Source organism: Actinomadura sp. NBRC 104412 (assembly GCF_030269515.1).
In the GTDB taxonomy this organism is placed as follows: domain Bacteria; phylum Actinomycetota; class Actinomycetes; order Streptosporangiales; family Streptosporangiaceae; genus Spirillospora.
On record NZ_BSTM01000026.1, the window covers coordinates 24,620 to 51,566 of the forward strand.

The following is a 26,947-nucleotide window of genomic DNA, read 5'->3' on the forward strand; positions in this document are numbered from 1 at the left end:
CCGCTCATTCGCGCACCCCCTTGCGGAGGAAGGCGTCCCGGTGCTCGTCGCCCGCGCCGACCAGGTTCAGCTCGAAGGTGAAGCCCTGCTCGTAGCGGTAGCTGCGCTTGACGTCCACCGGGTCGATCCCGTTCAGCGACTCCTTGGCCCTGCGGATCACGTACCGGTCCTTGGCCGCGATGGTCCCGGCGACCTCCAGCGCCGTGACGCGCAGGTCGCCGGGCGGGACGACCTCCAGCACCGAGCCGTGGTGGTGCAGCTCGGCGGCGGTGACGGTGCGGCAGGTGTAGACCATCGCGCGCATCAGGTGCTGCGGGACGAGCCGCGCCAGGTGGGTGGCGGCGCCGAGCGCGCCCCGGTCCACCTCGGGCAGCCCGAAGTAGGCGTCCTCGGACGCCACGACGATGTCGGCGTTGCCGGCGAGCCCGACGCCGCCGCCCAGGCAGAAGCCGTGGACGGCGGCCACGACCGGGACCTCGCACTCGTACACGGCGGCGAACGCGGCGAAGCAGCCGCGGTTGGCGCCGACCAGCGCGGTGTGCCCCTCGGTGGACTGCATCTCCTTGATGTCGACGCCCGCGTTGAAGCCGCGCCCCTCGGCCCGGAGCACGACGGCGCCGACGCCGGGGTCGCGGCCGGCGGCGGTGACCGCGTCCGCGAGCTCGTGCCAGCCGCGGACGGTGAGCGCGTTCACCGGCGGCGCGTCGACCACGATCTCGGCGACCCCGCCGGGACGGGTCGTGGTGGAGATTCCCATGCGCTACCTTTCCACCAAACATTTGTTAGAACAGAAGGTAGCAGAAGGAGGACGGCATGCCGGGGCACGATCTGAGCGGGCGGACGGCCGTGGTCACCGGGGGCGTCCGCGGCGTCGGCCTCGGCATCAGCCGCGCCCTCCTCGGCGCGGGCGCGGAGGTGGTCGCGGTCGCCCGGCGCGAGCCGCCGGCGCTGCCCGAGGCGGGGGGCCGCACGGCGAGGTTCGCCTCGCTGGACGTCCGGGACGCCGCCGCCGTCCAGCGCTTCGCCGACGGCCTCGACCGGGCCGACATCCTGGTGAACAACGCCGGCGGCACCCCGTTCCTGCGGCTCGCGGACGGCGACGCGCGCACCCACGCCAAGATCGTCGAGCTGAACCTGATCGGGCCGCTGATCATGTCGCGGGCGCTGTACCCGCGGCTGCGCGAGCGTCCGGGCGGCGGCTCCATCATCATGATCGGCAGCGTCAGCGGCATCCGCCCGTCGCCGGGGTCCGCCGCCTACGGGGCAGCCAAGGCGGGCCTGCAAAGCCTCGCCACGTCCCTGGCCGTCGAATGGGCGCCGCACGTCCGGGTCAACACCCTCACGCTCGGCATGGTCCGCACCGAGCAGGCGCACCTGCACTACGGGGACGAGGAGGGGATCGCGGCGGTCGGCCGCACCGTCCCGCTGGGCCGCCTCGCCGATCCCTCCGAAGTGGGCACGGCCTGCGTGTTCCTGGCCTCGGACGCCGCCGCGTACATCACCGGCGCGAATCTCGTGATGCACGGCGGAGGGGAGCGCCCGGCCTTCCTCGACGCCGCCACCGTGAACAAGGAGGACCCCCAGTGATCTGCAAGGACCGTGTCGTCGCCGTCACCGGGGCCGGTCGCGGCCTCGGCCGCGCCCACGCGCTGGAGTTCGCCCGCCAGGGCGCCCGGGTCGTCGTCAACGACCTGGGCGTGGCCCGCGACGGCACGGGCGAGGCCACCTCCGCGCCCGCCGAGGAGGTCGTCGCGGAGATCCGGGAGCTGGGCGGTGAGGCCGTGGCCAGCCCCCACGACATCGCCACTGAGGACGGCGCCACCGCCCTGGTCGCCACCGCCCTCGACGCGTTCGGCCGCCTCGACGTCCTGGTCAACAACGCCGGGTTCCTGCGCGACCGGATGCTGGTCAACCTGTCCGAGGAGGAATGGGACGCGGTCATGCGCGTCCACCTCAAGGGCCACTTCCTCCCGCTCAAGCACGCCGGCCGGTACTGGCGCGCCGAGAGCAAGGCGGGCCGCCCGGTGGACGCCCGTGTCGTCAACACCTCGTCCGGCGCGGGCCTGCTGGGCAGCGTCGGCCAGGCCAACTACTCGGCGGCCAAGGCCGGCATCGTCGGCCTCACCCTCGTGGCCGCCGCCGAACTGGGCCGGTACGGCGTCACCGTCAACGCGATCGCGCCCGCCGCCCGCACCCGGATGACCGAGGAGGTCTTCGCCCAGACCATGGCCAGGCCCGCCGAGGGCGAGTTCGACGCGATGGCACCCGAGAACGTCTCACCCCTGGTCGTCTGGCTCGGCTCCGCCGGGTCCCGCGCCGTCACCGGACGGGTCTTCGAGGTCGAAGGCGGCAGGCTGTGCGTCATGGACGCCTTCCGCCACGGCCCGTCCATCGACAAGGGCGCCCGCTGGGACCCGGCCGACGTGGGCCAGGCCGTCACCGAACTCCTCGCCCAGGCCCCCACCCCCGAACCCGTCTACGGCGCGTCCTGAGGAGAGCGGTCCCCGAGCACCACCACACCGAGCACGCACCGGCACGGCCCGGGACCGGCGGGGGTCCCGAGCCGCCTCGGAGACGGTCAGTCGAACTGGCCGGGCTGGTAGTCCCCGGCGGGCTGCCGGGTGATGACGTTCACCCGGTTGAAGGCGTTGATGACCGCGATCAGCGACACCAGGGCGGCGAGCTGTTCCTCGTCGTAATGCTTGGCGGCGTTCGCCCAGACCTCGTCGGAGACCCCGCCGGCCGCGTCGGCGAGGCGAGTCCCCTCCTCGGCCAGCTCCAGCGCCGCCCGCTCGGCCTCGGTGAAAACCGTGGCCTCCCGCCACGCCGCGACCAGGCTGAGACGCAACGGGCTCTCACCGGCCGCCGCCGCGTCCTTGGTGTGCATGTCGAGGCAGTAGCCGCAGCCGTTGATCTGGCTTGCACGGATCTTCACAAGTTCTTGCGTGGCGGCGGGCAGCTCCGTCTCCGAGACCACCTTGTTCATCGAGATCAGGTGCTTAAGAGCCCTGCCCGCGGTCGGGCTGGCGAACAGGTTCAAACGGGCGTCCATTGGTGCGCTCCTTCGTCGTTGTAGTCACCTTCACCCGGCACGACGGGACACCCCGTCCGGATGTGACGTGTGAAGGCATGTGAGTTCGCCAACGCCGCCTGTTCGCACCACGCTGTTTCGCATGCCCGTCTACAGCGCGTCCCGATCGGGCGAGGGGACATGCCCGTCGATCCAGACGAGGATGACCTCCCTCCTGCGGGCGTAGAGACGGCGGGCGTGCTCCGCGGAAGCGAACGAGCCGAGGCTGCGTCCACTCTCCCCGCAGATCACCGCGTGCCCGGTCTCGAACGACGGGTGCCCTCGACCTGCACTGACCGTCTTCACGAATAATCCGTCGTTTTCACAAGGTAGTCATCTGGGCACGGAGCGTCTCGGAGACGTGGCAGAGTTGGAACTCCCGCCAACCGGCGGGCCCAACGGGAACACGGAGAAGAGGTAGCATCCCCTCATGGCGTCGAAGCCCCTCGAGCAGGTCACGCTCGCTGACCTGGTGACCAAGGACGACCTCAAGAACCTGGTCACGAAGGACGACCTCCAGCGGGAGCTGGGCTTGCTGAGGCAGGAGATCAAACACGAGCTCGGACAGGAGATCGGCTCGGTCAGGCAGGAGGTCGACTCGGTCAGGCAGGAGGTCGGCTCGGTCAGGCAGGAGGTCGGCTCGGTCAGGCAGGAGCTCCGAGAGGAGATGAAGTCGGGCTTCAATCTTCTCCTGGGTGAGATCGGTAAGATCGCCGCCCGGCAGGAGGAGCAGGGCCGGATCCTGGCGCGCCTGGTCGCCAAGTCCGAAGGTGTGATGCGGTAGCGGCGAGTTGAACAGGCCCCTGGGGAGTGTTCCCGGGGGCTTTGTTGTGTCAGGGCTGGAAAGCCTGGATGTTCTGGCGGACCTTTTCTGTGTACGGCTTGAATTCGGGTGGGACGCCGTTGGCCTCGCGGACCCTGCGGGCCGAGCTCCGGTAGGCGGCGGCCAGGTTGAGGGCCGGATCGCCCGGGACGTTCGCCAGGTCCTTGCCCCAGTAGCACAGGAAACGGCCCATCGCCGGGATCGACAGCTCGGGCGTGATGTCCTCCGGGCGGGGCTCGGGGCTGCTCATACCGCCCGGCTGCCAATGGACGAGGACGCGCGGGGTCCACCGGGCGATGCCGTACTCGTCCTTGCCGGGGTCGGACAGGGCCGGGTCGAAGCCGCTCTCCGCCTTGAGCATCGCCGCGATCAGCGCGGGGGACAGGCCCTCCATGTCGCACCATCGGCCCGCCTTGATGATCAGACCCCGGTACCGCGGCGGGATGCCCGCGTCCGTGCGCAACCAGCGTCCCCGCGGATCGGCGATCTGGACGCTCGGCCCGGCCGTGGCCGTCCCTCCTCCGTCCGTGTCCGCGCCGATGGCGACGGCGAGCACGGCCGCCAGGGCGGCACCGGCCGCGCCTCCCGAGATCACCAGGATCCGGCGCCGCCCCGGACGCGGACGAGGGACGGCCCCGCGGCGCGCGAGCGGATCGGTATCGATCTTGCTGGTGATACGGGCGAGGGCCTCGGCGAACGCCGCGACCGTCGGCCACCGGGCGTCCCGGTCGGGCTCCATGGCGCGCAGCACGACCGCGTCCACCGACGGCGGGATCGTCGTCCGGACGGCGCTGGGCGGGCGCCGCCGCTCGCCCGGTGGCTCGCCGGTCAGCAGGTGATAGGTGAGGGCGCCCAGCCCGTACACGTCGGAGCGCTGGTCGGGAGCGCCGTCGATCTGCGTCTGCTCCGGCGCCATGTAGCCGGGGGAGCCCGCGGGCAGCGTCAGGCTGGACAGCCGGTCGCCGGTGCGGGCGACGCCCAGGTCCGACAGCATGATCCGGTCGCCGCCGTCCGGCGTGGAGCGGATCAGCACGTTGGACGGCTTCAGGTCGCGGTGCACGATGCCGCGCTCGTGCAGCGTCCGCACGGCCTCGGCGATCTCCAGGGTCAGCCGCAGCGCCTCGTTCAGCGGTGGCGCCCCGGAGGCCAGCCGTTCCTCCAGGGTGCCCCGGTCGGCGTAGGTCATCACGAAGTAGGGGCGGCCGTCGTCCAGCTCCCCGATGTCGAACACCTGGACCAGCCGGTGCGAGTCGACGCGCCGCAGCAGCCGCGCCTCCCGGACGAACCGTTCCCGCACGTCCTCGCGGAGCGTCCAGTGATCGGCGAGGATCTTGACCGCGACCGGCGAGTCCAGTTCCGCGTCGTGGCCCAGCCAGACCGAGGCGAACCCGCCCGAACCCAGCAAGCGGTCGATCCGGTAGCGTCCCGCCGCGCTCGGAGTCCCCATGTCTGCCCATGATGAACGATGGGGGCCGGGTCGCGGGCCGGGTCGCCCTTTCCCTCACCCGCGGGCCATCACCGCGGGCGACAGGAATGGTGATCGATTCGGCGGCGTTGCAGGTGGCGGACCCGTGGAAAATCGATCGCCCCGGGCCGTGCGCGACGGCTACGGTGCGCCGGGATCCTATTGTTGAGTTGCCGACGACCTGATGAGGACGCCTGTGAGTTCGCCGCTCGCCGACCTGCGCGCGCGCCTGCCGGAGCTGATGACGCTCGACCGGCACCGGCTGCGCCGCCGCATCGACGGGACGCAGAAGCTGCGCGACGCCCGGCGCCGCGAGCGGGTCGCGGAGGAGATCGCCGCCGAGATCGAGACGGCCGAGCGGCGGGTGGAGCGGCGGCGCGCGGCCGTCCCGGCGATCACCTATCCCGAGGAGCTGCCGGTCAGCTGGCGGCGGGACGACATCGCCGCGGCGATCCGCGACCACCAGGTGGTGATCGTGGCCGGTGAGACCGGGTCCGGCAAGACCACCCAGCTCCCCAAGATCTGCCTTGAGCTGGGCCGCGGCGTGCTCGGCTCGATCGGCCACACCCAGCCGCGCCGGCTGGCGGCCCGCACCGTCGCCACCCGGATCGCCGAGGAGCTGGGCACCGAGCTGGGCGAGACGGTCGGCTACAAGGTGCGCTTCACCGACAGGTCGAGCGACGGGACGCTGGTCAAGCTGATGACCGACGGCATCCTGCTGGCCGAGATCCAGACCGACCGGCTGCTGCGCCGCTACGACACGCTGATCATCGACGAGGCGCACGAGCGCAGCCTCAACATCGACTTCCTGCTGGGCTATGTGAAGGAGATCCTGCCGCGGCGGCCGGACCTCAAGGTGATCATCACCTCGGCGACCATCGACCCCGAGCGCTTCTCCCGGCACTTCGGGGACGCGCCGATCGTGGAGGTGTCCGGCCGGACGTACCCGGTCGAGGTGCGCTACCGGCCGCTCGCCGGCATCCGCAGCGAAGCGAGGAATGCCGGCGCAGCCGGTGGTTCCGGGGGGTCTGGGGGGTCTGGGGGGTCGCCCCCCCAGATGGGACAGGTCGATCCGGAGGACCCGCGGGCCGACCCCGACCGCGACCAGATCCAGGGGATCCTGGACGCGGTGGACGAGCTGTCCCTGGAACCCCCCGGCGACGTGCTGGTCTTCCTCAGCGGCGAACGGGAGATCCGCGACACCGCCGACGCGCTCGCCAAGCACCTGCGCGGGCGCCGCGAGGAGACCGAGGTCCTGCCGCTGTACGCGCGGCTGTCGGCGGCCGAGCAGCACCGCGTCTTCCAGCCCCATCGCGGCCGGCGGATCGTGCTGGCCACCAACGTCGCCGAGACGTCGCTGACCGTGCCGGGCATCAAGTACGTGATCGACCCCGGCACCGCACGCATCTCCCGGTACAGCCATCGGCTCAAGGTGCAGCGCCTGCCCATCGAGCCGATCTCGCAGGCGTCCGCGAACCAGCGCAAGGGCCGCTGCGGGCGGGTGTCGGAGGGCGTCTGCATCCGCCTGTACTCGGAGGAGGACTTCGAGTCCCGCCCCGAGTTCACCGAGCCGGAGATCCTGCGCACCAACCTGGCGTCGGTCATCCTGCAGATGACGGCGCTGGGGCTGGGCGACATCGGCGCGTTCCCGTTCGTGGAACCGCCGGACCGGCGCAACATCAAGGCGGGCGTCGACCTGTTGCACGAGCTCGGCGCGCTGGACCCGTCCGAGAAGGACCCGCGCAAGCGGCTCACCGCCCTGGGACGGCGGCTGGCACAGCTCCCGATCGACCCGAGGCTCGGGCGGATGGTGCTGGAGGCCGAGGCCAACGGCTGCGTCCGCGAGGTGCTGATCATCGCGGCGGCGCTGTCGATCCAGGACCCGCGCGAGCGTCCCGCCGAGCACCAGCAGGCCGCGGACGAGAAGCATCGCCGCTTCGCCGACCCCACCTCCGACTTCCTCGCCTACCTGAACCTGTGGAACTACGTGCGCGAGCGGCAGCGCGAGCTGTCGGGCAGCCAGTTCCGGCGGATGTGCAAGAACGAGTTCCTGCATTACCTGCGCATCCGCGAATGGCAGGACCTGCACTCCCAGCTCAAGCAGGTCGCCCAGTCCCTCGGCATCACGCCCAACGGCACCGACGCGCCGCCGGACCGCATCCACATCGCGCTCCTGTCCGGCCTGCTGTCGCACATCGGCCTCATGGACACCGACGGCAAGAAGGACGAGGGCGCCCGGCGCCGCCGGTCGACCGAATACCTGGGCGCGCGCGGCGCGAAGTTCGCCCTGTTCCCCGGCTCGGCGCTGTTCCGGAAGCCGCCGCGCTGGGTGATGTCGGCCGAGCTGGTGGAGACCTCCCGGCTCTGGGGCCGCATCAACGCCGCGATCGACCCCGCCTGGGTCGAGCCGCTGGCCGGTCACCTGGTCAAACGCACCTACAGCGAGCCGCACTGGTCCAAGAGGCAGGCCGCGGTGATGGCGTACGAGAAGGTCACGCTGTACGGCGTGCCGATCGTGGCGCAGCGCCGCGTCAACTACGGCGGCATCGACCCGGAGCTGTCACGGGAGCTGTTCATCCGGCACGCCCTGGTCGGCGGGGACTGGGAGACCCATCACCGGTTCTTCCACGACAACCGCGCGCTGCTGGAGGAGGTCGAGGAGCTGGAGCACCGGGCCCGGCGCCGCGACATCCTCGTGGACGACGAGACCCTGTTCGACTTCTACGACGAGCGCGTGCCCGAGGACGTGGTCTCCGGCCGCCATTTCGACTCCTGGTGGAAGAAGGCGAGCCGGACCGACCCGGACCTGCTGAGCTTCGAGAAGTCGATGCTCATCAACCGGCACGCGGGCGACGTCAGCGAGGCCGACTATCCCGGCACCTGGCGGCAGGGGCCGCTGACGCTGCGGCTCACCTACCAGTTCGAGCCGGGCAGCGACGCCGACGGCGTGACCGTCCACATCCCGGTGCAGGTGCTCAACCAGGTACGCCCGGACGGCTTCGAGTGGCAGGTGCCGGGCCTGCGCGCCGAGCTGGTGACCGAGCTGATCCGCTCGCTGCCCAAGCAGCTCCGGGTCAACTTCGTCCCGGCCCCCGACTACGCGCGCAAGCTGCTGGAACGCCTCGAACCCCGGACCGAGCCGCTGCTGGACGCCCTGGAGCGCGAACTGCGCGACATGACCGGCGTGACCGTCGCCCGCGAGGCGTGGGACCTGAGCCGCCTCCCGTCCCACCTGCGGATCACGTTCCGCGTGGTGGACGAGCGCAGGCGGACCCTCGCCGAGGGCACCGACCTCGACGAGCTCAAGCGCCGCCTCAAGGACAGGGTGCGCGGCACGCTGTCCAGGGCCGCGACCGCCGAGGGCGTCGAGCGCGCCGGGCTCCGCGAATGGACGATCGGCGAGCTGCCCCGCACCTACCGGCGCAGGCAGGCGGGGTACGAGGTGAAGGCGTTCCCCGCGCTGACCGACGAGGGCGACAGCGTCGCGGTCCGCATGTACGAGACCGAGGCCGAGCAGCGCTCCGCCATGTGGCGGGGCACACGGCGGCTGATCCTGCTGAACGCCCCGTCCCCGGTCAAGCAGATCCAGGGCGGCCTGACCAACCAGGGCAAGCTCGCGCTCAGCCACAACCCGCACGGCTCGGTCGCGGCGCTGTTCGACGACTGCGTGACCGCCGCCGCCGACCAGCTCATCGCCGAGGCCGGGGGACCGGCATGGGACGAGGCGGGGTTCCGCGCCCTCTACGACCGGGTCCGCGCCGACCTGTACGACGCCACCGCCGCCATCGTGGCGCTGGTGGAGCGGATCCTGGCCGAGGCGCACGAGGTCGACCGGCGGCTGCGCGGCACCACCAGCCTCACCCTCGTCCCGGCGCTGACCGACGTCCGGGAACGGCTGGGCCGGCTGATCCATCCCGGGTTCGTCACCGAGACCGGCCGGTACCGGCTGCCCGACCTGCCCCGCTACCTGCGCGCCCTGCAGATCAGGCTGGACAAGCTGCCCGAGAACCCCGGCCGCGACCGGCAGCTCATGCAGCAGGCCGCGACGCTGGACGCCGAGTACGAGCGGTTCGTCCGGCGGCTGCCTCCCGCCCGCCGCGACGACGAGCGGGTACGGCAGATCCGCTGGATGCTGGAAGAGCTGCGGGTCAGCCTCTTCGCCCAGCAGCTCGGCACGCGCTACCCCGTGTCGGACAAGCGCATCCGCAAGGCGATGGCCACCGCGCAGCCGGCACGCTGACCCGCCTCTTGCCCGCTCCAGAACCTCTGCCTGCCCCAGAACGCTTGACCTGCCCCAGAACGGTCCAAAGTGGTATTGACCAGTCCAGACCGGACGCATAACCTTGGGTTTGCCATCGAACCGAAGGAATGGGGAGGTGATCGGCGTGCGATCCGCAGACGGTTCCGGCCCCGCGACCACGAAACGGCGGGCCGTACGCCGTGAGCTGCTGGCCATGCTGGACGGGCTGGAGGCCGGCGACGCGCTGCCGTCGGAGCGCAGGCTGGCCGAGGAGCTCGGGGTGTCCCGCCCGACGCTGCGCGCGGCGATCGACGAGCTGGCCGCCGAGGGCCTGCTCGACCGGCGCCACGGCAGCGGCACCTACGTCGCCGAACCCCGCATCGCGGTACCGCTGACCATGTCGTCCTTCACCGAGGACATGATCAAAAGGGGGATGCGCCCCGGCGGCCGGGTGCTGTCGTTCCGCGTCGGCGCCGCCGGCCCGAAGATCGGCCGCCGGCTGGCCCTCTCACCCGGGGAAGAGGTATTGACCATTCGGCGGCTCCGGCTCGCCGACGGCGCCACCATGGCGATCGAGACGCTCTACATGCCCAGGGCGCTGCTGCCGGAGCTGCGCCGCGAGGATCTGGAAGGACGGTCGTTCTACGCCCTGCTGCGCGAGCACGGCGTCGTCCTCGCCTCCGGCCGCGAGACGATCGAGCCGACGGTCGTCACGGCGGAGGAGGCCGAGGTCCTGGGCGTGCCCGTGCACGCCCCCGCGTTCCTCTTCGAACGCGTCACCCGCGACGACGCGGGCGCTCCGGTGGAGTACGTCCGGTCGGTCTACCGGGGAGACCGCTACCGGCTGGAGATCGAACTGCGCCCTCCTCCGAACTGACCCGCCGAAGCGACGCATCCCATCCGTTTCGTCTCACGACCCCCGACCGTCCCCGCCACCCGGCGCACTTGCGACCGGCCGGGAACGGTGCACCACCGCAGGAACGGAGTCCAGGCACATGGACATCATCAAGGACATCCTCACCTTCCTGGCCGACAACGTCTTCGGCCAGGTCCCCATCCTCATCGGCCTGATCACGCTGGCCGGCCTGCTGCTCCAGCGCCGCCGGTTCGAGGACACCCTCGCCGGCGCGCTGCGCGCCACCGTCGGCGTGGTCGTCCTGTTCATCGGCGTGGAGATCTTCGCCGGCGGCCTGACCAGCTTCCAGACGGTGCTGGCCAGCGCGACCGGTACGACCCCGCCCAAGTCGGACAACACCCTGGACGCGTTCCTCGGCTCGCAGGGCGGGACGATCGCGCTGGTCATCACCGTGGCGTTCCTGCTGCACGTGCTGATCGTCCGGCTGTTCCCGGCGGCCAGGTACCTGTATCTCACCGGGCATCTGATGTTCTGGATCAGCACCGTGGTGGTGGCCTCGCTGGTGACCGTCGCGCCGGACGCCAACCAGCTGACGCTGGTGCTGTGCGGCGCCGGGCTCGTGGCCGCGTACTGGACGCTCCAGCCGCTGTGGATGCGCCCGCTGATGCGGAAGGTGATGCCCGACGACCGGTTCGGGTACGCGCACACCAGCTCGCTGGCCGCGCTGGTCACCGGCTACGTGGCACGCCCGTTCGGGAGCCGCGAGAAGCACGACACCGAGCGGCTGAAGCTGCCCCGGCAGCTCTCCTTCTTCAAGGACGTCAACGTCAGCACCGCCCTGGTCATCGGCGTCATCATGCTGGTCGCGGTGGCGCTGGCCGACGACCAGGTGGTCGACAAGCTGGCCGCGGAGATGGACGCCAAGCTCTCGACCTGGGTGTGGGCGCTGCTGGTGGCGCTGCGGTTCGCGGGCGGCATCGCGATCCTGCTGTACGGCGTGCGGATGTTCCTGGCCGAGATCGTGCCCGCGTTCAAGGGCTTCAGCGACCGGGTGATCCCCGGCACCCGTCCCGCCCTGGACTCGCCGACCATCTTCCCGACCGCGCCCACCGCGGTGATGGTCGGGTTCGTCTCCGCGCTGCTGGTGTTCCTGGCCTGCCTCGGCATCTTCGCCGCGGCCGACTGGTTCACCCTGGCCCCGCCCATGATCATGCTGTTCTTCGTGGGCGGCCCGGTGGCGGTGTTCGGCAACGTGGTGGCCGGATGGCGCGGCGCGGTCATCGGCGGGGCGATCACCGGGCTGGTGCTGGCCATCGGGCAGGCGGTGACCTGGAGCCTGTTCGACCGGACCGCTCCCGAGCTGGCGACCCTGGCCGACCCCGACTGGTACGCCATCGCCTGGCTGCTCAAGGCGTTCGACCCCGTCCTCGGCGGCGCGTCCATCTGGGCCGTTCCGGTCGTGGCGCTCGCCGTCACCGCCGGCGTCCTGCTGATCCTGGGACGCAGGGAACGGCGCGAGGTCGCCGAGGAGAAGACCAGCGGCTCCGCCTCCGCCACCGGCCAGGCGTGAGACGGGACCGGCGCGGCCGTCCCCGGCGGGGGCGGGCGACGGCCGCACCGGTCGCGGCAGACATGAGACAGTTCACCAAGGGGGGAAGGACACGATGGCTCTGGACCGCACGCTGGAGGTGCTCGCCGTCTGCGGCGTGGGCATGGGCTCCAGCCTGATGCTGAAGATGACCGCCGAGGACGCGCTGCGCGGCCTCGGCGTGGACGCCCGCGTGGAGAACACGGACCTGTCCACCGCGCGCGGCATGTCCGCCGACGTGATCGTGGGGCAGGGCATGCACACCGCCGAGATGGAAGGGCTGGCCCCGATCGTGATCACGGTCAGCGACTTCCTCGACAAGGACGGGCTCCAGGAGCAGTTGCGCGAGCGGCTGACCGAGCAGGGCTGGCTGGCCTGATGCCGTCCGTCCCCGCGGCGGGCGCACGCGACGGCGTGCGCGCCGCCGACTGGAGAGAGGCGACCCGGGAAGCGGCCTCCACCCTGGTGGAGATGGGCGTGGCGGGGGAGGGCTACCCCGATGCCTGCGTCCGTGTCGTCGAGGAGAACGGCCCGTACATCGTCCTGACCAAGGGGCTGGCCCTCGTGCACGCCCGCCCGGAGGAGGGCGGGCTGGGCGTCGGCGTGGCCGCGACCCGGCTGGCCGAGCCCGTCGCGTTCGGCCACCCCGACAACGACCCCGTCGACCTGCTGCTGGCGTTCTGCACCCCGGACGCCGACGCGCATGTCTCGTCGCTGTCCGCGCTGGCCAGGGCGCTGTCGGCGGGCCTGGCCGACCGGCTGCGCGCCGCGCCGGACCGCGCCGCGATGGTCACCGAGCTGGAGGGGGCCCTGGCGAGGGCCCACGGGAAGGAGCACGACCCCGATGCCTGACGCCCGCCGGACCCCCCGCCACGGCCATCCAGGCCGCGTCCGGTCCCTGCTCGACGAGCTCGACACCCGCTCCGGCGAGCCGATCGCCGAGGCCGCCGCGCTGCTGCTCGCCTGCATCGAGGCGGACGGCATCGTGCACGTCGCAGGCGCGGGGCACTCGCTCGCGCTGGTCTGCGAGACGTTCTACCGGGCCGGCGGCCTCGCCCCGGTCCGGCCGCTGTGGGACCCGTCGGTGCTGCCCCTCGGGAACGCGCTGGGCAGCACGCACGCCGAGCGCACCGAGGGCCTGGGCCGCTCGGTGGTACGGGACGCCGCGCCCGAGCCCCCCGACGTGGCCGTGGTGTTCTCCACCAGCGGGCGCAACCCGTACCCGGTCGAGGCGGCCGAGGAATGCGCGGCGCGCGGCGTGCCCGTGGTCGCCATGACCTCCTCGGACGCGTCCCGGACGGCCGCCGCGCGCACCGCGACCTCCCTCGCCGACCACGCCACGATCGTGGTCGACACGGCCGCCCCGCCCGGCGACGTGCTGCACCCGCCGGGCGCGCCGCGCACCGCCGCCGTCTCCACCATCCTCGCCGCGTACGCGTGGTCGCGGGTCCTGGCCGACCTGCACGAGCTCGCCTCGTCACGGGGCGTCGAACTGCCCTGCTGGATGAGCGCCAACGTCCCCGGCGGCGACGAGGTCAACCGGGCGCTGATGGCCCGCTACGGCGGGCGCATCCCGGACCTGGGCGTCCCCAGCCCACGACCCCATAGCGAGACCGCCGGCGGGTGAGTCTCGTCTCCTTGCGCGCACGTCGTCCCACTCGGCGCGCACAAGTCACTGCGGCCTCGTCTACTAGTGCGTATCGTTCATTCCATGCCTACGAGTGATGAGCGCGACAATAGCGGCCGCGGAGGGCAGGCCGGCACGTCCGAAGGCGCGGTCTCCGAGGCTGGAACGAGCAACGACGCCACTCCCGCCATCCCGCCCCCTGCCACGAGCGCGACCGCCACCGGCGACGGCGGCGGCGCCGCGAACGGCGGGCCGCCCCGGGCCGTCGCCGCGCCGGGGGACCGGATCGTCGCCGGCGCCGGACAGGCCCCCAAACCCCCCGCCGCCTCCGGGCCGCAGGGCGGCGGGCCAGCCGCGCCCGAGGCGAGCCCCGTCACCGAGGTCGCGCGCATGGGCGAGCCCGTCGCGGTCTGGCCGTGCGCCAACTGCGGCCGTCCCGTGCCACAGCCCGTAGGGGCCGGACGCACCATCCGCTACTGCCAGGACAACGACGGCGCCTGCGCCCGCGAAGCGCGCGAGCGCCGCGAGCGCGGGCGCGACGCGCCCGGCCTGACCGGGCAGGTCGCCTCCACCTGGGAGATGGTGGAGCGGCTGGAGAAGGCCGCCGACCTGCTCGCCGAATCGCTCACCTCCGAGCTCAGCGTCGCGGGCGTCGAGCGCCGCGTCGCCGAGGTCCGGGCCGAGGCCGCCCGCGAGCTGTCGGTCGCCCAGACCGAACGGGAGGCCACCCAGCGGCAGGCCGAGGAGGCCCGGCAGGAGGCCGCCTCCGCGCGGCAGCGCGCCGAGGCCGCCGAACGGGAGTCCGCGCGCGCCCGCGAGGAGACCAGGCTCGCCACGGCCAAGCGCGACGCCGCCCAGCAGGCGTGGGAGGAGGCGCACCAGATCGCGCAGCAGGCGGTGTCGGCCAAGCTCGCCGCTGAAAGCGAGCGCGACCGGATCGCCGCGCGCGAGAACGAGCTGCTGGCCGCGCTCGAGACCGCCCGCGCCGAGCTGGTGCAGTTGCACGCCAGGGTGTCGGAGGCCGAGAGTGCCGCCGAGGCGCTGCGGGTCGAGGCCGCGGTCGCCAAGCAGGGCGCCGAGGACCTCCGCAACGCCATGCGCGACGCCGAGGCTCAGCGCCAGCGTGCCATGCAGGCCGCCAGCAAGGCCGAGGCGGAACGGACCGAAGCGCAGCGCGCCCAGTCGGAGGCGGAGGCCGAGGCGCTGCGCGCCGACGCCCGCGTCCAGGAGGCGGTCAAGGAACGCGACGCCGCCCAGGAGCAGGCCAAGGCCGCGCTCGCCGAACGCGACGAGCTCCAGACCAAGGTCAACGACCAGGCCGTCCAGCTACGCCAGCTCGCCCAGTCGGTGGCCGAGCAGCAGGCCGCGCTGGCGGCGCTGGCCGAGGAGCGCGACGCCGCGCGTGCCGAGGCCGACCGGGCCCGCCGCCAGATCGACCAGTTGACCCACAACACGCTGAACTCCAGCATCCCGCCGGGCGGGCGCTACCCGGGCACGGGTTCATCCCTGACGGGACCCGGGCTGGGCGCGGTCCCGGGACCACTGGGAGGCCCCGCGCAGCCCGGCACCCCCGGGCAGCCCGTTCAGGGGCAACCCGGCACCCCCGCGCAACCGGGTGGCCCCGCGCAACCGGGTGGCCCCGCGCAACCGGGTGGCCCCGCGCAGTCGGGCGGCCCCGCGCAGCCGGGTGGTTCCTCCCCGCTGGGCGGTCCCGCGCAGCCGGGATCCCCGGGGCACTCCAACGGGCGCGTCAACGGCATCGATCCGAACGACCCCCTGTACACCGGGCGCTGACCGTGCACGGCCCGGCGGCTCGGTGCCGGGCCGTGGCCCCGGCCGCGTGCCGCCCCGTACGGATCAGGCGTCGGCGGGGCCGGGCGGGTACTCGATCCAGATCTGCTCGGCCCGGCCCAGCAGCCGCCCGTCCTCCCCGTACGCCGCCGTCGCCGCGTGCCGCTTGCGGCCCTCCCGGCTGCGGGCCAGCCCCATCACCACGCACCGCTCGCCCGCCTCGGGCAGCTCGGTGACCTGCGCGGTCATGGTGCCGAGCAGGATCGGCGGGCCGGGGGCGGCCGAGGCCAGCCCGCCCGGGCAGCCCAGCACCGCCCACATGATCTCCGGCGCGGGCGGCTCGCCGGGCGTCCACGGAGCGGCGACCAGGCCCTCGCCGGCCGGTCCCGGCTCCAGCCGCATCCCGTCGCCCTGCTCCCGGAGCGGCCCGCACACGAAACAGCGGGGGAACGGGTGCCGCCCGGCGGGCTCCGCGGCCCGGTACCCCTCCGCGGCCTTCAGCGCCTCCTCGTACGGGACGGGCGGCACCGCGGGGACCACGATGGCGCCCGCGAGCGCCTCCGCCACCACCCGGCCCTCGCCGTCCAGCAGCCGCGCGCCGATGCCCCGGTCGTCGTCGGGGAAGACCAGCAGCTCGGTCTCCAGAGGCGCCGGGCGCCGCAGCGCCACGGTCACCGTGTCCGACATGACCTGCCCGGCGAGCAGCCCCGCGACATACCCCCCGTGCGCCGCGTGGTCCGGCCCGTTGTACCGGGCCTTGACGATCACGTTCATCCCCCGGAGTCCCCGCCCCTCGTCCTGTCCGAGACCGCGCCCCGCCCCGCACCCGCCGCGGCGCGCCCACTCGCACGCCACCGGCAGGCCACGCAACGGAACCGCGGCCTTAACCGGACCGAATCCTAATAAGGGGCCCGGACAAATTCCCGAGCAGGGCCCGCGCCCCGGCCGCCGCCTTCGCGGCACCTGCGGCCTGCCCCCAATAGAAGGGAAGGCCGAAGGCAGACGGGCGGATACCGGCACAAGGACAGACAGGAGGAAAGGGAGGTGTAGCGGTGAGGCAAGGTGCCGGTGGTACTAAAGGGGCGTCCGTGCCCTCAGATGGCCCTGGACGGCTGCGGCCGTCCCGGCCGGGTGGTGAAGAAGACCGAGAGCGAGCCGGTGAGCCGCGCCCGGACGGTCTCCTCGTCCACGGGACCGTCATCGGGGACCGGCGTGCGGGCCAGCGCCCGGTCGATGAGCTTGTCGACGTTGCGGTCGGCGACCAGCACCGAGCAGGTGTCGCACGCGTACCACGGGTAGAGCATGTTGAGCACGGCGACGGCGGTGTCGTCGTCCGACAGGTGGGTGGTGTCCAGCTCCACCTCGAACATGTCGGTGTCCTCGGGGTCGAGCGTCGGATAATAGAGCCACCGCGGCCCCGGCACCCCGCAGAAGTCGCACGCGCCCGCGGGCGGAGCCGGAACGCCCACGGCCAGTTCGAGCTCGTGGTCCCACGGCTCGACCCGGCGGTTGTGGCGGTAGCCGACACCGTCGAGCGCGCCCTCACGGTTGTGGGTCACATCGTGCACCTCGCCGCCGCAGCGGGCGCACATGAAGCCGATCTCCTCCATGTCCCTCCCCATCGCTGGGCACCGCGTCTCACAGTATCCGGCCGGGCCCTGGAGTCGAACCATGCGCGCTGTGCCGCCCCGGACGGGACGCGCCCCGCGCGGTCCGCTACCCTGATCGGCCGTGATCGAGCCGAACCTGGAGGCCGCCACCGGCGGCGTGGTCCTCAACGCGGACAAGGTCGAACTGGTCCGCGCGGGAAGGACGCTGCTGGACCGGGTCAGCCTGACCGTCCTCACCGGCGAGCACTGGGCCCTCCTCGGCCCGAACGGCGCGGGCAAGAGCACCCTGCTGAGCATCCTCGGCGCCTACAACCATCCCACCCGCGGCACCGCCGAGATCCTCGGTCACCGGCTCGGCCGCGTCGACGTGCACGCGCTGCGCAGGCTGATCGGCCAGGTCAACCCGCGCCACCCGCTGGAGTCCGCGCGCACCGTGCGGGAGATCGTTCTCACCGGGGCGACCGGCACGATCGAGCTGGTGCCGCGCTGGACCGCAGGCGAGGACGAGCTGCGCCGCGCCGACGAGCTCATCGCGCTGATGGGCCTCACCCCCATCGCGGAGTCACGCTGGCCCGAGCTGTCCCAGGGCGAGCGCGGCCGGACGCTGATCGCCCGCGCGCTGATGCCCGAGCCCCGGCTCCTCCTCCTCGACGAGCCCGCCACCGGCCTGGACGTGGCCGCGCGCGAACTCCTGCTGTCCGCCCTCGACGAGCTGCGCGCCGAGCGGCCGGACCTCACCAGCGTCCTGGTCACCCACCATCTGGAGGAACTGCCGACCAGCACCACCCACGCGCTGCTGCTGCGCGACGGCGCCGTGCTGGCGTCCGGGCCCGCCGACGACGTCCTGACGACCGAGCTCGTCAGCGCCTGCTTCGACCACCCCATCGCGATCGCCCGGCACAACGGCCGCTGGACCGCCACCGCGGGCGGCTGAGCCTCAGGCGTGCGCCGGGACCCGGTGCCGCGACAGGTGCGCCAGCACGGACTGGTTGGCCTCCCACCCGTCCGGGAACTTCACCGGGACGCCCAGATGCACCGGCTCGGTGGACGGATGGGCGTCCAGCAGCTCGGGGATCCCGGCCCGCGCGACGACCACGCAGGCGTGCCGGTGACGCGAGGTCAGCACGCACAGCCGTCCCGACTCCAGATGGAACGCGGTCGCGTCACGGCGTCCCGACAGCGGGTGCAGGACGACCGTGACGTCGTACTCGCGTCCCTGCAACCGGTTCGCGGTGTCGACCGTGATGCCCTCACCGTGCGGGCCGAGAGCGGCGCGGATCGCGGCCACCTGGTCGCGGTGCGCCGCGCCGATCGCGACCCGGTCCGCGGTGACCGGCCCCGACCCGTTCTCCGAATGCGCGATGGGGCCGCGCTGCAACAGCCGTACCGCCAGCGCGGCGGTGGCCTGGACCGCCTCGGCGTCGGTCCGCGGCGTGTGCCGCGCGGGCAGCTCGTACAGCGCCCACCCGGACGCGGCCGCCTCGTCCAGGGCCCGGTCGTAACTGGTTCCCATGCCGCGTGCCGCGTACTCCAGCCGGCGGTCGCCCGGCCCCGTGCCCGACCGGAACCCGGTGAACGGGTAGAACGCCTCCGACACCACGGGCGCCGCCGAGGCGGGCAGCCGCCACGACACCGGCAGGCGGTGCAGCGGCAGCCCGGGATTGTGCGCGAGCAGGACCGACACCGCGCTGCGCATCGGATCCCACGACAGCCCCGCCCAGCGTTCGACCTCCACCGTGGAGAACGGGTCGAGCTGCCCCGGATCGCCCACGAACAGCGCGCGCTCGAACCGCCCGGCGATGCGCAGCAGCATGTCCGACCGCATCTGGTACGCCTCGTCCACGATCGCCCACGGCCAGGAGCCCTCGCCGAGCGTCGCCCATTTCGCGGCCGTCGCGACGATGACCGGGGTGTCGGCGAGCTGCTCGGCCTTCGTCGCGACCTTCACCGCCGGATGCGCCAGCACCCGCTCGGAGATCGAGTACGTGGACGCCGACAGCCGTCCCAGCCCGAGCTCGGGATGCCGGACGGCGATCCGGTCGATCAGGTCGTCGACCTGCTCGTTGGTCTGCGCGACGATCAGCAGCCGCTCGCCCGCCCCCGCGAGCTCGACGGCGGCCCGCACCACCAGCGTCGACTTGCCCGCGCCCGGCGGCGAGTCCACGACCACGCCGCGGTGCGCGCCGCCGTCCAGGTCGGCCAGCACCCCGTCGACGGCCTCGGCCGCGGCCGCCGCGGGATCGAACCCGCGATCACCGGGATCGCGCATCGCGTGCGTCATGACCACTCCTCCGCCGCGTCCTCGTCACTGGGCACGTACTCCTCGGGCGGGCCGCCGTGCGTCCACGGCGTGTCCTCCTTGTCGGGGAACCTCGCAGCCCCCCACCCGTCCGCCGTCCGCGAGGTGAACACCACCCGCTCCCCGGCTTCCGGGACGACGCCCGGCTCGGGCACGAGCTTGCGTCCCATCCCGCCGGTCAGCTCCACCAGCACCGTGCCGCCCTCTCCGCCGCCTTCCCTGCCGCCTTCCCCGCCGCCCTCGGTGTCGACGATCCGTCCCTTGAGCGCGGGACGGGCCGCCGAGCACACCGGGGTGCCGGGCTCCAGCCGTACCGGATCGTCGGTGCGGACCCGCAGCAGCGGACGCAGCTTGGGGCGCCTGCCCGTCTCGTCCAGCCGCGTCGGGTCGCTGTCGACCACCGTGCCGCCGAACGCCTGACCGGCGAGCCGCTGCTCGGCCATCACCAGCGGGTCGTCGAAGGCGCGCTGGGCGTCGTAGCTCTCCTGCGCGCGCTCCAGGTCGTGCAGCCGCCGCGCCGCCCGCACCGGCGGGTCGCGGCGTGCCTGCGGGTACGCCTCGCCGAACGTCTGGTGGTAGTAGGTGAACGCGTCGCGGTCGCGTTCCCACCGGGACGGGACGCTCGCGCCGGGCGGCAGCGCGCGCAGCACGTCCACGGCACGCCACATCAGGTGCCAGGTCGGCCTGAGCTGGCTCGCGAGCGCCCTGCGGATCCGTTCCTCGGCGCGCGGATCGCCTCCGGACTGGTCGTAGGCGGCGATCGCCGGCGCCAGCACCTCGTTGTCGAAGGACGGGTCGGTCGCGGGGCCGGCCGGGGGACAGGCCACCGGATCCTCGGCGCGCGCCGCCGCGGCCGGGCCGTCCATCCCCTCGGGCGGATCGACCCAGCCCATCAGCGCGGCCAGGTTCCCGTCCTCCAAGGCGCTCTGCCCGGTCGCCCAGTGCAGCCGCAGCGCGTCGGTCATCGCCAGCAGCAGCGACGAGCCCGGATGGTCGTTGCGGTCGGCGAACCAGGTGAGCCAGCGGCCCAGCACCGGCACCGCGGCGTCCACCGCGTACGGGCCCTCGGTACGCCGGAACCGCGTCGACCGGCCCAGCAGCCGCAGGAACGCCACACCGCCCCGGTTGGGAACCAGTAGCTGCGGCGCGTCCCCGTAGCGGATGCGTTCCTCGCCGTCCTTGCCCGGCGGCAGCTCCTCGACGTCGCCGCGGCTGGCCTCGACATGGTTGAGCACCGGCTTGGCCAGCTCGGCCGCGAACGAGAACCGCAGGTCGCGGTTGCGCGGCTGCGGAACGGCCAGCAGCAGGGGATCGTCCCGATCCGTGCCCAGCATCACCGCCAGCGGCGCCGCGGCCTCACCGGCCAGCTTCAGCGGGATCATCACCAGCGGCGCGTCCGCCAGATGGCAGTGCCGCACCGTCGCCAGCGGCTGCGCCCGCCCGGTGGCGGCCGCCTCCACCTGCGCCAGCGAGGACAGGACGCTCACGTCACGCGCCTCGTGTGATGGTGCCCGGCTCCGCGTGTACTGATGCGGCCGCTCATGCGGCACCGTCCAGCACCTCGTGGCGCAGGCGGTGCGCGGTGCGCAACTGCGACGCCGTCTCGGCCAGGTCGGCGGACGGGTCCAGCGAACCGTCGGCCAGCGCCAGCGCGGTCGCGATGGAGTCGACGCCGCCGAGGTCGTCCCGCACCGCACGGCCCAGCGTGCCGGTGGCACCGCAGGACCGCGCCTCGTCACGGCAGAAGAACGCCATCTCGCAGGTGGACATGCACTCCGGCGCGTACCGGGCCTCGACCGCCCGCACCGACCCGGGCAGCTTCTCGCCGGGCGCGAACGTCAGGTCCGGCGGCAGCTCGGTGAGGATCCGGTCGATGCGGGTGAGGCGCGCGAGCTGCCGCTCCAGCACCGCGAGCTGCGGCCGGACGTCCAGCGGCGTGGCGGTGGGACGGTTGGAGAAGTTCTCCGGGCACACCAGGATCACCTCGTGCGCCACCCTGTCGGCGGCGTGTCCCAGCTCCTCGGCCAGCCTGCGGAGCGCGAGCACGTACACCGCCGACTGCCGGGCCGCCGCGGCGACCTGCTCGGGCTCGGCCTGCCCGTCCACGACCGCGAACGACTTGATCTCGATCACGTGCAGTCTCCCGGCGAGCTGGAAGGCGATCACGTCGGGCTCCAGGTAGGCCGTCCGGCCCGCGATCTCCAGCCGGAGCAGCGGATGGTCGAACAGCGTCCCGTCGCCGGACTCCAGCGCCCTGGCCAGCAGCCGCCGGGTGCGCGCGTGCCGCAGCTCCCGGCCCTCGTTCCCGCCCACGACCTCCAGGTCGTCGTAGGCGACCTCGGGCAGCGTGAAGCCGAGCCGGTCGCGCAGCAGGGTGAGCAGCTCGGCGCACCCGTCCGCCTTCACCTGCGCCTCGAACGCGTTGCCCCGCGTGATCGCGAACTGGGACTGGCCGAACGGCGACGGGAACCCCAGCTCCCGTGCCAGGGCGTCCTTGTCCACCCCGGCGGCGTCCATCACCCCGCGCCGCGCGCACCCCGGATTGGCGGTCAGCGCGGCGATGGTGCGGGCGTCGTGATTGCGGGGCGTGGCACCGCCGCGCAACCGTTCCAGGTCGAGATCCAGTGCGGTGTCGGTCATCGGTCGTCCTTGTCGGTGGCGCTCGGCGGCCGGCCCTCCGGGGAAGCCGGGGAGCCTGCCTTGCGGGGTATGCGGGGGGCGCCGCCGCGTGTGGAGCCGGCGGAGCCACCACGACGTGTGCCGGAGAGGGACGTCAGCGTGCGGCCGGAACGCGAGGGACCTGCGGGAGCGGACGCTGCGGCGCCGGAGGAAACGGCGCGCATGGCGCGGAGGCGGGAGCCGAACAGGCACTCGGCCTCGTCCAGTTGAGTGCGCGCGCGTTCGGCGGCCTCGCGCCGGTGCAGGCCGTCGGTCTCCTGGTGCACTTCCAGCTCGGCGCGGGCCGCCTCGGCCAGAGCGGCGGGATCGACGGTCGCGGCGGAGTCTCCCGGCGTTCCGGGGATGTTGGACGCGAACCGCCACAGCAGCCGCTGTACGTCCGGCGACGGCGTGCCGCCACGGCAGGCGTGCTCGGCGACCCGCAACGCGGCGTACAGGAAGTCGGTGCGCGCGCTCAGCGGCCCGACCACGCGCTGCTCCAGCGGCCACGTGCTCACCGTGATCAGCCCGCGGGCCGGTGCCAGCAGGTCGGCGGTGAGGGCGGCGCACAGGTAGTACGGCCGCGAGTAGGGCGCGGTGCGGAAGGAGCGCTCCTCGTCACGCCGCAGGCTGGTCAGCTTGGCCCCGGCGATCTCTCCGGGAAAGAACGCCGCGTACACCGAGCCGATCAGCTTGGGCGCGGCGGGAACGCCGAGGAGCGTCAGCGCCTGGTGCACCTGCTCGCGTACGGGGACGAGACCATCGCCGCCCGTCCGGCGGCGGGTGTGCGGTCGCGCTCGCCGGCGTCGGCGGGGTTCTCGCCGAGAACGGCCTCGTCCCAGGCGTGCTCGGCGCGCCGCAGCTCGGCCCGGAGCTCGCGCGCCCTGGCCCGGTCGCCCGTGGCCATGGCCCGCCGCACCGCGGCGCGCAGGTCGGCGATACGCGCCTCCAGCGCCTCAGGGGAAGGCACGCCGGGGGACGTGGACATGCGGGTGAGAGTACAGGAGCTTCCAGTCAGTTCCAGTGTTTTCCAGTTTCGCGTGTCGCCCGTGTCGCCCGTGTTGTGGGCGGAACGCGTGGGAACCGCGGAGAAGGCTTTGCCGTCGGGGAACGACTCGTGGTGCCCGCTTTGCACGACATGTACGACTTATGCGGAATTGTGGGGGTGATGCGACAGCGCCGAAGGGAGATTCCATGACCACGGCACGCGACATCATGCACCCCGGTGTCGAATGCGTCGGCGAGAACCAGACCCTGATGGACGCCGCGCGGATGATGCGCGACCTGGACGTCGGCGCGGTACCCGTCTGCGGCGAGGACGACCGGCTGCACGGCATCATCACCGACCGCGACATCGTCATCCGCTGCTGCGCCGAGGGGCGCGACCCGGCCCAGATCACCGCCGGGCAAGCCGTGGAGGGGCAGCTGTACTCCGTCGACGCCGCCGACGACGCCGACACGGTGGTGGGGCTGATGGCCCGCCATCAGATCCGCCGCGTCCCCGTCCTGGAGAACAAGCGCCTGGTGGGCATGATCAGCGAGGCGGACCTGGCCCGGAACCTGTCCGAGGACAAGATCGCCGAATTCGTGTCGAGCGTCTCCCGTCCCACCGAGGCACCGCACGTCTGACCGGCGCCGTCAGCGTCGCTGGTCGCGGCGGAGCGGGTGATCTTCGGGGACCTGGACGAGAACGATCCTGACCCCGTCCGGATCCTCGAGCCACATCTCGATGAGCCCCCAGGGCTCGGTCCGGGGCTCGCGGGTCACCCGCACCCCCGCGGCCGTGAGCCGCTCGTGCTCGGCCCGGACGTCCCGGACCTGCATCCACAGCACCGTCCCGCCGCTGTCCTCGCCGGAGCCGTGGCCGGAGACCTCCAGAAACCCCGAGCCCATGAAGAACACCACACCGGGGCTCTCGGGCGGGCCGAACTCCCGGTACACGGCGAGACCGAGGACATCACGGTAGAAGCGCTGCGTGCGGCGGGCGTCGGCGGGCCGCAGGAGGACGCGGCCACTCAAAATCTCCATACCGCCATCATCTCCATGCCGCCGCATCCATGCCGCCGCATCCATGCCGCCGCCTCCATGCCGCATCCATGCCGCTGTCCCGGGCGCTCCCGGGTCGCGGAGGGGCGGCCTACCGGTCCGGCACGCGAGCGTGGCAGCCTGTGCCTCATGGTCGATGCGGTGGGCCCGCGAGCCTGGCTGATCCGGCACGGGCAGAGCGAGTCCAACGCGGGCCTGCCCACCCAGGGCCCCGGCACGGCGCCGCTCACCGCCCTCGGCCGCGCCCAGGCGACCCAGGTGGCCGCCGCGTTCACCGAACCGCCGACCCTGATCGTGAGCTCCACGTTCGAGCGCGCCCGCCAGACGGCGTGGCCGACCAGGGAACGCTTCCCGGACGTTCCGTACGAGGAATGGCCCGTCCACGAGTTCACCTTCCTCGGCGACAAGCACCGGCGGGGCTCGACCAACGAGGAACGCCGCCCGCACGCCCTTGCGTACTGGGCGCGCTGCGACCCCGCGTACGCCGCCGACGGCGACGGCGAGTCGTTCACGCAACTGATCGCCCGCACGTACGACCTCAGGGAACGGATGGCGCGGCGGGAAGACGGGCTGATCGCCGTGTTCACCCACGGCCTCTTCATGCGTGCGCTGCTGTGGTCGCTGTCGACCGGGATCACCGACCCGGACGCCGCGGCGATGGCCGCGTTCTTCGCGTTCGCCCAGGTCTGGACGATCCCGAACGGCGCCATCGTCGAACTGCGGGCCCGCCGGGAGGACCCACGGGACGTCCGCGTGATCGGCGGTTCGTTCACCCACCTGGCCACTCCCAGCGGTACCGCCCCCGGCACGGACCCCGGCTGACCGCTCCAGCCGGGATCAGTCCTTATCGTCGGAGAAGCCCGCGAAGTAGGTGGCGGCCATGTCCTCGTCGCCGTGTCCCTGCGCGATGGCGCGGCGGAAGCGCTCACCGGCCGCGTCGATCATGTCCACGCGGATCCCGGCCGAACGGGCGGCCTCGCCGATGAGACGGGTGTCCTTCTCCGCGTTGCGCAGGGCGAAGCTGGGCTCGAAGTCGCCGTCCTGGATCGCCTTCATCTTCAGTTGCAGGTACGCGCTGTCCATCGGCCCGCCAGAGACCACCTCGGCGAACCGCGTAGCGTCCAGTCCCAGGCCCTTCACCAGCGCGAGCGCCTCGGCCACGATCGTCGTGAGCGCGATCCCGTAGCCGACCGTGGCCATCTTCAGCCGGGTGCCGTTGCCCTGCGCGCCGTCCTCGCCCACCCAGAGCGTCTTGCCGCCGAGCACCTCGAACACCGGCGCGAGCGCCTCCCGCGCCTCCTCCGGACCGGCCGCGAGGATCACCAGCTTGCCCTGCTCGGCGGGCTGCTTGGTGCCCTGGACCGGCGCGTCCACGAAGAGCAGCCCGTGCTCGGCCGCCAGCGCCGTCAGCGGTTCCAGCGCCGCCACGCCGACCGTGCTCATCTGGGCCCAGACCTGCCCGGAACGCAACGCGGGCGCGGCATCGCGCATCGCCGCCAGGACGGCGTCGCCGTCCAGCAGCATCGTGATGACGACGTCGGCGCCCTCGACGGCGCCGGCGGGGGAGTCGGTCACGGTGGCGCCGTCCTTGGCCAGCGGTTCCGCGCGGGACCGCGTCCTGTTCCAGACCCGCACGTCGAACCCGTGCCGCAGCAGGTTGCGTGCCATCGCCGTTCCCATGATCCCCGTGCCGAGCAGCGCGATGGTGGCCATGATCGCGTCCTTTCTGGAATGAACAGTCCAAATGCCCCGGGCGACGCTACTCCTTTGCCCGCACGTCAGCAAGGCAATCAGGAACCGGTGGGCGGCCGGCCTCAGCCGTAGGCGGGGCTGCCGCCCGGCGTCTCCACCGGGACGTCGGTGTACGGGGCCGCGAAGACGTCGAGCGTCAGCTCGAGATGGTCGGACCACCAGCCCACCAGGGCCGCGTCGGCCCCCGATGTCCCGGGGCGGCCCTCCTCACCCAGGTACCGGTGACGCAGAGGGGCCACATCGCACAGCCGCTCCCACCACTCCCGGTGCACGGCGGCCTGGATCTGCCCGGCGTCCAAGGGGAACGCCGAACGGTGGCCCCGCACGAACGACGTCACGCGGTCGAGGTCGAGCCCGCGTTCGTCGTCGCAGGCGAACAGCCACGCCGCGGCGCGGACGACCTCGCCCGCGACCGGTCCGGTCGTCATCGACCCCCAGCCCAGCACCGCCGTCACGTTCCCCGCCCCGCCGTAACGCAGGTTGCCCTCGTGGAACGCCCCGTGCAGGTGACCGACCGTGCTGACATCGGTCTCCGGCGGCTGGTGATCGGCCAGCTCCGCGAGCAGCGCACGCCGTTCCAGCAGGCGCCGCTCGGTGAGCGCGGCGAAGTCGTTGCCCCGCCCGTCCCGAGGAAGGGTGGCGAGCATCCCGTCGATCGCGGACATCGCGTCGCACGCGCGCGGCGTGGGAACCAGCAGGCTCTGCTGGACGGGTGAGGTCAGGCTGTCCATCGCCGCGTGCAGCTCGCCGAGCAGCGCGCCCAGCCGCTCGCACTGCCCGAACGTCAGCTCCAGCCCGCCGCGCCGCCGTCCCGTCACCCACGGGTAGAGCGCGAAGAGACGCCCCTGCGCGGTGACGATCGTCCGTCCACCGCGCACGGCGCTGATGGGCGCGAGCACCGGCAGACCCGTGGCGTCCAACGCGGCCGTGACCGTGTGCTCGAACAGGACCCTGCGGCGCTCGGCCGCCGCGTACTCCTTGAGAAGATACGACCCGGCCTCGGAGTCCACCCGCCACCGGTGCCGCGCGATCGGTCGCGGCGGCGCCGCATCGGCGATCCCCCAGCGCTTCAGCAGTCGCGGCGGCGGCTCGTCGTCGCCAGTGCCCTGTGACGTCGGCACG

The 26,947-nt window shown here is 73.0% G+C and carries 27 protein-coding genes; 13 read left to right on the forward strand and 14 right to left on the reverse strand.

The window, feature by feature from the left end:
• Positions 1 to 4 precede the first annotated feature (4 nt).
• Positions 5 to 757: an enoyl-CoA hydratase family protein gene (locus QSK21_RS27105; protein ID WP_285700015.1), complete on the reverse strand. Its 753-nt coding sequence runs from the start codon at positions 755 to 757 to the stop codon at positions 5 to 7.
• 56 nt (positions 758 to 813) lie between these two features.
• Here QSK21_RS27105 and QSK21_RS27110 point away from each other — a divergent pair, with 56 nt between their 5' ends.
• On the forward strand, positions 814 to 1,587 hold the full coding sequence (locus tag QSK21_RS27110) for an SDR family oxidoreductase (RefSeq protein ID WP_285700017.1): 774 nt from the start codon (positions 814 to 816) through the stop codon (positions 1,585 to 1,587).
• On the forward strand, positions 1,584 to 2,492 hold the full coding sequence (locus QSK21_RS27115; RefSeq protein ID WP_285700018.1) for an SDR family oxidoreductase: 909 nt from the start codon (positions 1,584 to 1,586) through the stop codon (positions 2,490 to 2,492). Before QSK21_RS27110 ends, QSK21_RS27115 begins: the two co-directional genes overlap by 4 nt.
• A gap of 86 nt (positions 2,493 to 2,578) precedes the next feature.
• On the opposite strand, the gene QSK21_RS27120 is transcribed toward QSK21_RS27115, so the two are convergent.
• Positions 2,579 to 3,052 carry a carboxymuconolactone decarboxylase family protein gene (locus QSK21_RS27120; protein WP_285700019.1) on the reverse strand — a complete coding sequence of 158 codons (474 nt, stop codon included), beginning with the start codon at positions 3,050 to 3,052 and terminating at the stop codon, positions 2,579 to 2,581.
• Between the two features lie 129 nt (positions 3,053 to 3,181).
• The gene (locus QSK21_RS27125; protein ID WP_285700020.1) at positions 3,182 to 3,376 is read right to left on the reverse strand and encodes a hypothetical protein; all 195 of its coding nucleotides are present in this window, start codon (positions 3,374 to 3,376) and stop codon (positions 3,182 to 3,184) included.
• Between the two features lie 124 nt (positions 3,377 to 3,500).
• On the opposite strand from QSK21_RS27125, the gene QSK21_RS27130 reads away from it, so the two are divergent.
• Entirely contained in the window at positions 3,501 to 3,854 is a 354-nt protein-coding gene (locus QSK21_RS27130) for a CCDC90 family protein (protein ID WP_285700021.1), read from the forward strand.
• A 49-nt stretch (positions 3,855 to 3,903) separates the two neighbouring features.
• Here the strand turns inward: QSK21_RS27130 and QSK21_RS27135 are convergent, their stop codons facing one another.
• The gene (locus QSK21_RS27135; RefSeq protein ID WP_285700022.1) at positions 3,904 to 5,340 is read right to left on the reverse strand and encodes a serine/threonine-protein kinase; all 1,437 of its coding nucleotides are present in this window, start codon (positions 5,338 to 5,340) and stop codon (positions 3,904 to 3,906) included.
• 214 nt (positions 5,341 to 5,554) lie between these two features.
• Here QSK21_RS27135 and hrpA point away from each other — a divergent pair, with 214 nt between their 5' ends.
• From hrpA to QSK21_RS27170, 7 genes are all read left to right on the forward strand, one after another.
• Positions 5,555 to 9,598 carry an ATP-dependent RNA helicase HrpA gene (hrpA, locus tag QSK21_RS27140; RefSeq protein ID WP_285700023.1) on the forward strand — a complete coding sequence of 1,348 codons (4,044 nt, stop codon included), beginning with the start codon at positions 5,555 to 5,557 and terminating at the stop codon, positions 9,596 to 9,598.
• A gap of 145 nt (positions 9,599 to 9,743) precedes the next feature.
• Positions 9,744 to 10,475, forward strand: coding sequence for a GntR family transcriptional regulator (locus tag QSK21_RS27145; RefSeq protein ID WP_285700025.1), 732 nt, complete (start codon positions 9,744 to 9,746; stop codon positions 10,473 to 10,475).
• Between the two features lie 118 nt (positions 10,476 to 10,593).
• Entirely contained in the window at positions 10,594 to 12,024 is a 1,431-nt protein-coding gene (ulaA, locus tag QSK21_RS27150) for a PTS ascorbate transporter subunit IIC (protein ID WP_285700026.1), read from the forward strand.
• Between the two features lie 94 nt (positions 12,025 to 12,118).
• Positions 12,119 to 12,421 carry a PTS sugar transporter subunit IIB gene (locus QSK21_RS27155; protein ID WP_285700027.1) on the forward strand — a complete coding sequence of 101 codons (303 nt, stop codon included), beginning with the start codon at positions 12,119 to 12,121 and terminating at the stop codon, positions 12,419 to 12,421.
• On the forward strand, positions 12,421 to 12,894 hold the full coding sequence (locus QSK21_RS27160) for a PTS sugar transporter subunit IIA (RefSeq protein WP_285700029.1): 474 nt from the start codon (positions 12,421 to 12,423) through the stop codon (positions 12,892 to 12,894). Before QSK21_RS27155 ends, QSK21_RS27160 begins: the two co-directional genes overlap by 1 nt.
• Complete coding sequence (locus tag QSK21_RS27165) at positions 12,887 to 13,669, forward strand: sugar isomerase domain-containing protein (protein ID WP_285700031.1); 783 nt, start codon at positions 12,887 to 12,889, stop codon at positions 13,667 to 13,669. The genes QSK21_RS27160 and QSK21_RS27165 overlap by 8 nt, the downstream gene beginning before the upstream one ends.
• Positions 13,670 to 13,753: 84 nt before the next feature.
• The gene (locus tag QSK21_RS27170; RefSeq protein ID WP_285700033.1) at positions 13,754 to 15,463 is read left to right on the forward strand and encodes a coiled-coil domain-containing protein; all 1,710 of its coding nucleotides are present in this window, start codon (positions 13,754 to 13,756) and stop codon (positions 15,461 to 15,463) included.
• A 63-nt stretch (positions 15,464 to 15,526) separates the two neighbouring features.
• Here QSK21_RS27170 and QSK21_RS27175 read toward each other — a convergent pair whose 3' ends face one another.
• Entirely contained in the window at positions 15,527 to 16,234 is a 708-nt protein-coding gene (locus QSK21_RS27175) for a hypothetical protein (RefSeq protein WP_285700034.1), read from the reverse strand.
• Positions 16,235 to 16,554: 320 nt separating this feature from the next.
• Positions 16,555 to 17,082: a hypothetical protein gene (locus QSK21_RS27180; RefSeq protein ID WP_285700035.1), complete on the reverse strand. Its 528-nt coding sequence runs from the start codon at positions 17,080 to 17,082 to the stop codon at positions 16,555 to 16,557.
• A gap of 109 nt (positions 17,083 to 17,191) precedes the next feature.
• Here QSK21_RS27180 and QSK21_RS27185 point away from each other — a divergent pair, with 109 nt between their 5' ends.
• Positions 17,192 to 18,004, forward strand: a complete 813-nt coding sequence (locus QSK21_RS27185; protein ID WP_285700036.1) for an ABC transporter ATP-binding protein — start codon at positions 17,192 to 17,194, stop codon at positions 18,002 to 18,004.
• A gap of 3 nt (positions 18,005 to 18,007) precedes the next feature.
• Here QSK21_RS27185 and QSK21_RS27190 read toward each other — a convergent pair whose 3' ends face one another.
• The 5 genes from QSK21_RS27190 to QSK21_RS27210 are packed head-to-tail and all read right to left on the reverse strand — an operon-like array spanning position 18,008 to position 23,015.
• On the reverse strand, positions 18,008 to 19,351 hold the full coding sequence (locus QSK21_RS27190; RefSeq protein ID WP_285700037.1) for an AAA domain-containing protein: 1,344 nt from the start codon (positions 19,349 to 19,351) through the stop codon (positions 18,008 to 18,010).
• Positions 19,348 to 20,856 (reverse strand): hypothetical protein, encoded by a 1,509-nt coding sequence (locus QSK21_RS27195; protein WP_285700039.1) that lies wholly within the window; start codon positions 20,854 to 20,856, stop codon positions 19,348 to 19,350. The genes QSK21_RS27190 and QSK21_RS27195 overlap by 4 nt, the downstream gene beginning before the upstream one ends.
• Before the next feature lie 52 nt (positions 20,857 to 20,908).
• Positions 20,909 to 22,009: a hypothetical protein gene (locus tag QSK21_RS27200; protein WP_285700040.1), complete on the reverse strand. Its 1,101-nt coding sequence runs from the start codon at positions 22,007 to 22,009 to the stop codon at positions 20,909 to 20,911.
• Entirely contained in the window at positions 22,006 to 22,764 is a 759-nt protein-coding gene (locus QSK21_RS27205; protein WP_285700041.1) for a hypothetical protein, read from the reverse strand. Before QSK21_RS27205 ends, QSK21_RS27200 begins: the two co-directional genes overlap by 4 nt.
• On the reverse strand, positions 22,749 to 23,015 hold the full coding sequence (locus QSK21_RS27210) for a hypothetical protein (RefSeq protein WP_285700042.1): 267 nt from the start codon (positions 23,013 to 23,015) through the stop codon (positions 22,749 to 22,751). Before QSK21_RS27210 ends, QSK21_RS27205 begins: the two co-directional genes overlap by 16 nt.
• 206 nt (positions 23,016 to 23,221) lie before the next feature.
• Here QSK21_RS27210 and QSK21_RS27215 point away from each other — a divergent pair, with 206 nt between their 5' ends.
• A complete protein-coding gene (locus tag QSK21_RS27215; RefSeq protein WP_285700043.1) occupies positions 23,222 to 23,656 on the forward strand; it encodes a CBS domain-containing protein in 435 nt (144 codons plus the stop codon).
• 9 nt (positions 23,657 to 23,665) lie between these two features.
• On the opposite strand, the gene QSK21_RS27220 is transcribed toward QSK21_RS27215, so the two are convergent.
• Entirely contained in the window at positions 23,666 to 24,055 is a 390-nt protein-coding gene (locus tag QSK21_RS27220; RefSeq protein WP_285700045.1) for a VOC family protein, read from the reverse strand.
• Between the two features lie 147 nt (positions 24,056 to 24,202).
• Here QSK21_RS27220 and QSK21_RS27225 point away from each other — a divergent pair, with 147 nt between their 5' ends.
• Complete coding sequence (locus QSK21_RS27225; protein ID WP_285700046.1) at positions 24,203 to 24,895, forward strand: histidine phosphatase family protein; 693 nt, start codon at positions 24,203 to 24,205, stop codon at positions 24,893 to 24,895.
• Positions 24,896 to 24,910: 15 nt separating this feature from the next.
• Here the strand turns inward: QSK21_RS27225 and QSK21_RS27230 are convergent, their stop codons facing one another.
• Entirely contained in the window at positions 24,911 to 25,786 is an 876-nt protein-coding gene (locus QSK21_RS27230) for an NAD(P)-dependent oxidoreductase (protein WP_285700047.1), read from the reverse strand.
• Positions 25,787 to 25,887: 101 nt separating this feature from the next.
• Positions 25,888 to 26,946, reverse strand: a complete 1,059-nt coding sequence (locus QSK21_RS27235; protein ID WP_285700048.1) for a phosphotransferase enzyme family protein — start codon at positions 26,944 to 26,946, stop codon at positions 25,888 to 25,890.
• Position 26,947: the final 1 nt, after the last annotated feature.

Bases quoted from the DNA above. Each gene is read 5' to 3' on its own strand.
- QSK21_RS27130 (WP_285700021.1), top strand. From the start codon at position 3,501: ATGGCGTCGAAGCCCCTCGAGCAGGTCACGCTCGCTGACCTGGTGACC.
- QSK21_RS27170 (WP_285700033.1), top strand. From the start codon at position 13,754: ATGCCTACGAGTGATGAGCGCGACAATAGCGGCCGCGGAGGGCAGGCC.
- QSK21_RS27160 (WP_285700029.1), top strand. From the start codon at position 12,421: ATGCCGTCCGTCCCCGCGGCGGGCGCACGCGACGGCGTGCGCGCCGCC.
- ulaA (WP_285700026.1), top strand. From the start codon at position 10,594: ATGGACATCATCAAGGACATCCTCACCTTCCTGGCCGACAACGTCTTC.
- QSK21_RS27155 (WP_285700027.1), top strand. From the start codon at position 12,119: ATGGCTCTGGACCGCACGCTGGAGGTGCTCGCCGTCTGCGGCGTGGGC.
- QSK21_RS27105 (WP_285700015.1), bottom strand. From the start codon at position 757: ATGGGAATCTCCACCACGACCCGTCCCGGCGGGGTCGCCGAGATCGTG.
- QSK21_RS27190 (WP_285700037.1), bottom strand. From the start codon at position 19,351: ATGACGCACGCGATGCGCGATCCCGGTGATCGCGGGTTCGATCCCGCG.
- QSK21_RS27215 (WP_285700043.1), top strand. From the start codon at position 23,222: ATGACCACGGCACGCGACATCATGCACCCCGGTGTCGAATGCGTCGGC.
- QSK21_RS27110 (WP_285700017.1), top strand. From the start codon at position 814: ATGCCGGGGCACGATCTGAGCGGGCGGACGGCCGTGGTCACCGGGGGC.
- QSK21_RS27230 (WP_285700047.1), bottom strand. From the start codon at position 25,786: ATGGCCACCATCGCGCTGCTCGGCACGGGGATCATGGGAACGGCGATG.
- QSK21_RS27220 (WP_285700045.1), bottom strand. From the start codon at position 24,055: ATGGAGATTTTGAGTGGCCGCGTCCTCCTGCGGCCCGCCGACGCCCGC.
- QSK21_RS27180 (WP_285700035.1), bottom strand. From the start codon at position 17,082: ATGGGGAGGGACATGGAGGAGATCGGCTTCATGTGCGCCCGCTGCGGC.
- QSK21_RS27200 (WP_285700040.1), bottom strand. From the start codon at position 22,009: ATGACCGACACCGCACTGGATCTCGACCTGGAACGGTTGCGCGGCGGT.
- QSK21_RS27225 (WP_285700046.1), top strand. From the start codon at position 24,203: ATGGTCGATGCGGTGGGCCCGCGAGCCTGGCTGATCCGGCACGGGCAG.
- QSK21_RS27175 (WP_285700034.1), bottom strand. From the start codon at position 16,234: ATGAACGTGATCGTCAAGGCCCGGTACAACGGGCCGGACCACGCGGCG.
- QSK21_RS27135 (WP_285700022.1), bottom strand. From the start codon at position 5,340: ATGGGGACTCCGAGCGCGGCGGGACGCTACCGGATCGACCGCTTGCTG.
- QSK21_RS27210 (WP_285700042.1), bottom strand. From the start codon at position 23,015: ATGTCCACGTCCCCCGGCGTGCCTTCCCCTGAGGCGCTGGAGGCGCGT.
- QSK21_RS27120 (WP_285700019.1), bottom strand. From the start codon at position 3,052: ATGGACGCCCGTTTGAACCTGTTCGCCAGCCCGACCGCGGGCAGGGCT.
- QSK21_RS27165 (WP_285700031.1), top strand. From the start codon at position 12,887: ATGCCTGACGCCCGCCGGACCCCCCGCCACGGCCATCCAGGCCGCGTC.